At 67.8% G+C, this 4,838-nt stretch carries 6 protein-coding genes; 4 read left to right on the top strand and 2 right to left on the bottom strand.

The genetic code is table 11. The annotated features are described in order from the left end of the window. Positions 1 to 708, bottom strand: a 708-nt coding sequence (locus tag G6027_RS09880) for a thymidine phosphorylase (protein WP_182637025.1), incomplete at its 3' end; no start/stop codon positions are given. Beyond that, on the bottom strand, positions 705 to 1,133 hold the full coding sequence (locus tag G6027_RS09875) for a cytidine deaminase (RefSeq protein WP_182637024.1): 429 nt from the start codon (positions 1,131 to 1,133) through the stop codon (positions 705 to 707). The genes G6027_RS09875 and G6027_RS09880, both read right to left, overlap by 4 nt. Positions 1,134 to 1,324: 191 nt before the next feature. Here G6027_RS09875 and sdhC point away from each other — a divergent pair, with 191 nt between their 5' ends. Genes sdhC through G6027_RS09855 form a run of 4 tightly spaced genes read left to right on the top strand, consistent with a single transcriptional unit; the run spans position 1,325 to position 4,784 of the window. Next, positions 1,325 to 1,732: a succinate dehydrogenase, cytochrome b556 subunit gene (sdhC, locus tag G6027_RS09870; RefSeq protein WP_182609616.1), complete on the top strand. Its 408-nt coding sequence runs from the start codon at positions 1,325 to 1,327 to the stop codon at positions 1,730 to 1,732. Positions 1,733 to 1,746: 14 nt separating this feature from the next. After that, complete coding sequence (locus tag G6027_RS09865) at positions 1,747 to 2,178, top strand: succinate dehydrogenase hydrophobic membrane anchor subunit (RefSeq protein WP_179524745.1); 432 nt, start codon at positions 1,747 to 1,749, stop codon at positions 2,176 to 2,178. Between the two features lie 48 nt (positions 2,179 to 2,226). Further along, entirely contained in the window at positions 2,227 to 3,993 is a 1,767-nt protein-coding gene (gene sdhA, locus G6027_RS09860; protein ID WP_182637023.1) for a succinate dehydrogenase flavoprotein subunit, read from the top strand. Beyond that, complete coding sequence (locus G6027_RS09855) at positions 3,993 to 4,784, top strand: succinate dehydrogenase iron-sulfur subunit (RefSeq protein WP_182637022.1); 792 nt, start codon at positions 3,993 to 3,995, stop codon at positions 4,782 to 4,784. Before sdhA ends, G6027_RS09855 begins: the two co-directional genes overlap by 1 nt. Positions 4,785 to 4,838: the final 54 nt, after the last annotated feature.

The raw sequence follows: 4,838 nt of genomic DNA, 5'->3' as shown, positions 1-4,838 counted from the left end.
CGCCGTGCCGATGCCGACCATCACCCGGGCCAGCTCGTCCGCATCAGCGCGGTCGGGCCGGAAGGCCCCGGATCCGCACTTGACGTCGAGCACCAACGCGCCGGTGCCCTCGGCGATCTTCTTGCTCATGATCGACGCCGCCAGCATGGGGATGGACGGGACGGTCCCGGTGACGTCCCGTAGCGCGTAGAGGGCCCGGTCGGCGGGCGCGAGGTCGGCACCGGCCGCGCAGATCACGGCCCCGGTCTCCTCGAGGATCCGTCGCCTGGCGGCGGCGTCCAGGTCGGCGCGCCAGCCGGGGATCGCCTCGAGCTTGTCGAGGGTTCCGCCCGTGTGACCGAGCCCGCGTCCCGAGAGCTGGGGCACCGCCAGCTCCCAGGTCGCCAACAGGGGGGTCAGCACGAGCGTCACCGAGTCGCCCACGCCGCCGGTCGAGTGCTTGTCCACCGTGGGGACACGACGACCGGCCCGGGTCAGGCCGGACAGGTCCAACCGGGTGCCGGATGCGACCATCGCGGAGGTCCAGCGGGCGATCTCGCGGTCGGTCATGCCCCGGAAGTACACCGCCATCGCCAACGCGGACATCTGTTCGGGTGGAACCCGACCGCGGGTGTAGCCGTCGACGATCCAGTCGATCTCGTCGTCACCGAGCTCGTTGCCGTCGCGCTTGGCCTCGATGATCCGTACGGCGTCGATGGACCGGGTCACGTGAGGTCCTCCGGACCGAAGGCGTCCGGCAGGAGCTCGCCCAGGCGGACGGGACCACGGGCGGTGTGGACGACCAGATCCGGTCCGCCGTGTTCGTGGAGGAGCTGGCGGCACCGCCCGCACGGCGCCAGCGGGTCACCATCGAGGCCGACGACGACGAGCTCGAGCAGTCTCCCGCCACCCGTGCGGTGGAGGTCGGATACGAGCGAGCACTCGGCGCAGAGGGTGAGCCCGTAGGAGGCGTTCTCGACGTTGCACCCGGTCACGATCCTGCACTCGTCGCCACCGGGTTCCGACGCCAGAGCGGCGGCCCCCACCCCCAATCCTGAGTACGGCCGATAGGCGTTCCGTGCGGCCGTCAGCGCGGCTTCGCGCAAACCGCTGCGGGCCGCGTTCCTCTGTGCTGCGGTTTCGTTGACAGACACCCTTTTCTACCCTTCGGTAACTTCGATTAGGGTCCCCTAACAGGCAATACCCGTTCGGACCACGCTACCCACCCAGCTTCTCGTCCGCGTCCTCTCAGGTCTAAAGTCCTAGTAGGCGCCCGCTGTGCTCTCGGGCAGGAAACGCGCGCCGATGGCACCACGCCCAGACGATTCGGAGGCACGACAAGCCCATGAGTACTGCGCAGGCGCCGGCGCGTCCGGCCCCCAATAAGAAGATCAGCATCTACAAGGGTGACCCGGGGATGTGGTCGTGGGTCGCGCACCGTATCTCCGGCGTGGCGATCTTCTTCTTCCTCTTCGTGCACGTGCTGGACACCTCGCTCGTCACGGTGAGCCCGGAGACGTACAACGCGGTCATCGACTCGTACAAGACCCCGATCGTCGGGCTCCTGGAGGTCGGCCTGGTCGCGCTGGTCCTCTTCCACGCGCTCAACGGTCTGCGCATCGTCGCCATCGACTTCTGGTCCAAGGGTGCGAAGTACCAGCGCCAGATGCTCTGGGCCGTCCTGGCGATCTGGGTCGTGGTCTTTGCCGCGGCGACCGCCCGCCTCCTCTTCCTTCTCTTCCAGCACATCTAAGGAGAACGATCACCATGGCAGACGCACCTGTTCTCCAGACGTCATACGATCGCCCCGCCTCGCTCGCCCAGCCGCGCTCCCCGCGCCTGCGCTCACGCGGCAACTTCGAGCGCACCGCGTGGATCTTCATGCGCGCCTCGGGCGTCGCGTTGGTCATCCTCACGCTCGGCCACCTCACCGTGGGCCTCATGATCGACGAGGGAGTCCACCGGATCGACTGGGCCTACGTCGCGGATCGCTGGCAGAGCCCGTTCTGGGCCACGTGGGACCTCCTCATGCTCTGGCTGGCACAGCTCCACGGCGCGAACGGCGTCCGGACGGTCATCGCGGACTATTCGCGCAAGGACTCGACGCGGTTCTGGCTCAACGCGATCCTCATCGCCGCGACCGTCCTCGTCCTGGCCCTGGGCACCTACGCCCTCTTCGGCCTCGCCTACGACGTCTGATCGACGCCTGCGGACCGTTCCACTTCGAAAGCGAGCACTGAGAATCCCATGACCGATCGTCAGGTCCACCAGCACCAGTACGACGTGGTAATCGTCGGCGCCGGCGGCGCAGGCATGCGCGCGGCCATCGAGTCGGGCCCGCGGACCCGTACCGCCGTCCTCACCAAGCTCTACCCCACCCGCTCCCACACCGGCGCCGCCCAGGGCGGCATGTGCGCCGCCCTCGCGAACGTCGAGGAGGACAACTGGGAGTGGCACACCTTCGACACGGTCAAGGGCGGCGACTACCTCGTCGACCAGGACGCCGCGGAGATCATGGCCAAGGAGGCCATCACCGCCGTCATCGACCTGGAGAACATGGGCCTGCCGTTCAACCGCACGCCCGAGGGCAAGATCGACCAGCGTCGCTTCGGTGGTCACACCCGCGACCACGGTAAGGCGCCCGTGCGCCGGGCCTGCTACGCGGCCGACCGCACGGGTCACATGATCCTGCAGACGCTCTACCAGAACTGTGTCAAGCACAACGTCGAATTCTTCAACGAGTTCTACGTCCTGGACCTCTGCCTCACGGAGACCCCGGAGGGCCCCGTGTCCACCGGCTGCGTCGCCTACGAGCTCGCCTCCGGCGACCTGCACGTCTTCCACGCCAAGGCCACCGTCTTCGCGACCGGCGGTTCGGGGCGGATGTACAAGACCACCTCCAACGCCCACACCCTCACCGGTGACGGCATGGCCGTGGTCTTCCGCAAGGGCCTGCCCCTTGAGGACATGGAGTTCCACCAGTTCCACCCGACGGGTCTCGCGGGCCTGGGCATCCTCATCTCCGAGGCCGTCCGCGGCGAGGGCGGCATCCTGCGCAACGCGGACGGTGAGCGCTTCATGGAGCGCTACGCCCCCACCATCAAGGACCTCGCGCCGCGTGACATCGTCGCCCGCTCGATGGTCCTCGAGGTGCGCGAGGGCCGGGGCGCCGGGCCCGAGAAGGACTACGTCTACATCGACGTGACCCACCTCGGCGCGGACGTGCTCGAGGAGAAGCTGCCGGACATCACGGAGTTCTCCCGGACCTACCTGGGTGTCGACCCGGTCACCGAGCTCGTCCCGGTGTTCCCGACGTGTCACTACGTCATGGGCGGCATCCCGACCAACATCAAGGGCGAGGTGCTGCGCACCAACGACGACGTGGTCCCCGGCCTCTACGCCGCCGGCGAGTGCGCCTGCGTGTCCGTCCACGGCTCCAACCGCCTGGGCACCAACTCGCTGCTCGACATCAACGTGTTCGGTCGCCGCGCCGGCATCGCCGCCGCCGACTACGCCGAGAGCCACGGCTTCGTCGAGCTCCCCGAGGAGCCCGAGAAGATGGTCCGCGAGTGGATGGAGAGCATGCTCGCGGAACACGGCAGCGAGAACGCCAACGACATCCGCACCGAGATGCAGGCCATGATGGACGACAAGGCCTCGGTGTTCCGCACCGAGCAGTCGCTCACCGAGGCCCGCGACGAGCTCCGCGCCCTCAAGAAGCGCTACGCCGACGTGACCGTCAGCGACAAGGGCAAGCGGTTCAACACCGAGCTCCTCGAAGCCGTCGAGCTCGGCTTCCTCCTGGAGCTGGCGGAGGTCACCGTCGTGGGTGCCCTCAACCGCAAGGAGTCCCGCGGCGGCCACTCCCGCGAGGACTACCCGGACCGCAACGACGACGAGTACATGATGCACACCATGGCGGTCAAGGACGGTCTCGGTCTCCTCTCCGAGATCCGGTTAGACTGGAAGCCGGTAGTGCAGACCCGCTACGAGCCGATGGAGCGTAAGTACTGATGACCACCGCAGTCGACACCACCAAGGCCACCGACGGCAAGGAGCCGGGCTCGAACCGTCCCGTGCCGCCCGGCTCCACCATGGTCACGCTCAAGATCGCCCGGTTCAACCCGGAGGATCCGGACTCGCAGGGCTGGAAGGAGTACGAGGTCCCGTCGCTGCCGTCGGACCGTCTGCTCAACCTGTTGATGTACGTCAAGAACTACATCGACGGCAGCCTGGCGTTCCGCCGCTCGTGCGCGCACGGCATCTGTGGCTCGGACGCCATGCTGATCAACGGCGTCAACCGGCTGGCGTGCAAGGTCCTCATGAAGGACATGCTCCCCAAGGACGGCAAGTCCATCACCATCACCGTCGCCCCGATCCGCGGGCTGCCGGTGGAGAAGGACCTGTACGTCGACATGGAGCCGTTCTTCAAGTCGTTCCGTGACGTCATGCCGTACCTCATCACGTCCGGCAATCATCCGACGGCCGAGCGTATCCAGTCCCCGACGGACCGGGCCCGCTTCGACGACACCACCAAGTGCATCCTCTGCGCCTGTTGCACGAGCTCCTGCCCCGTGTTCTGGGCCGACGGGTCGTACTTCGGGCCGGCGGCAATCGTCAACGCGCACCGCTTCATCTTCGACTCGCGCGACGAGGGCGCCGCCGAGCGCCTGGAGATCCTCAACGACGCGGAGGGCGTGTGGCGCTGCCGCACCACCTTCAACTGCACCGACGCGTGCCCCCGTGGCATCCAGGTGACCAAGGCGATCCAGGAGGTCAAGCGCGCACTGCTGTTCGCGCGCTGACCTCCCGTGGTCTCCCCGGCGGGGCCGCACCTTCCCTGAGTGGAGGGTGCGGCC

Source organism: Dietzia sp. SLG310A2-38A2 (genome assembly GCF_014145095.1).
In the GTDB taxonomy this organism is placed as follows: Bacteria; Actinomycetota; Actinomycetes; order Mycobacteriales; family Mycobacteriaceae; genus Dietzia.
This window is presented reverse-complemented; position numbering and strand designations above follow the sequence as displayed.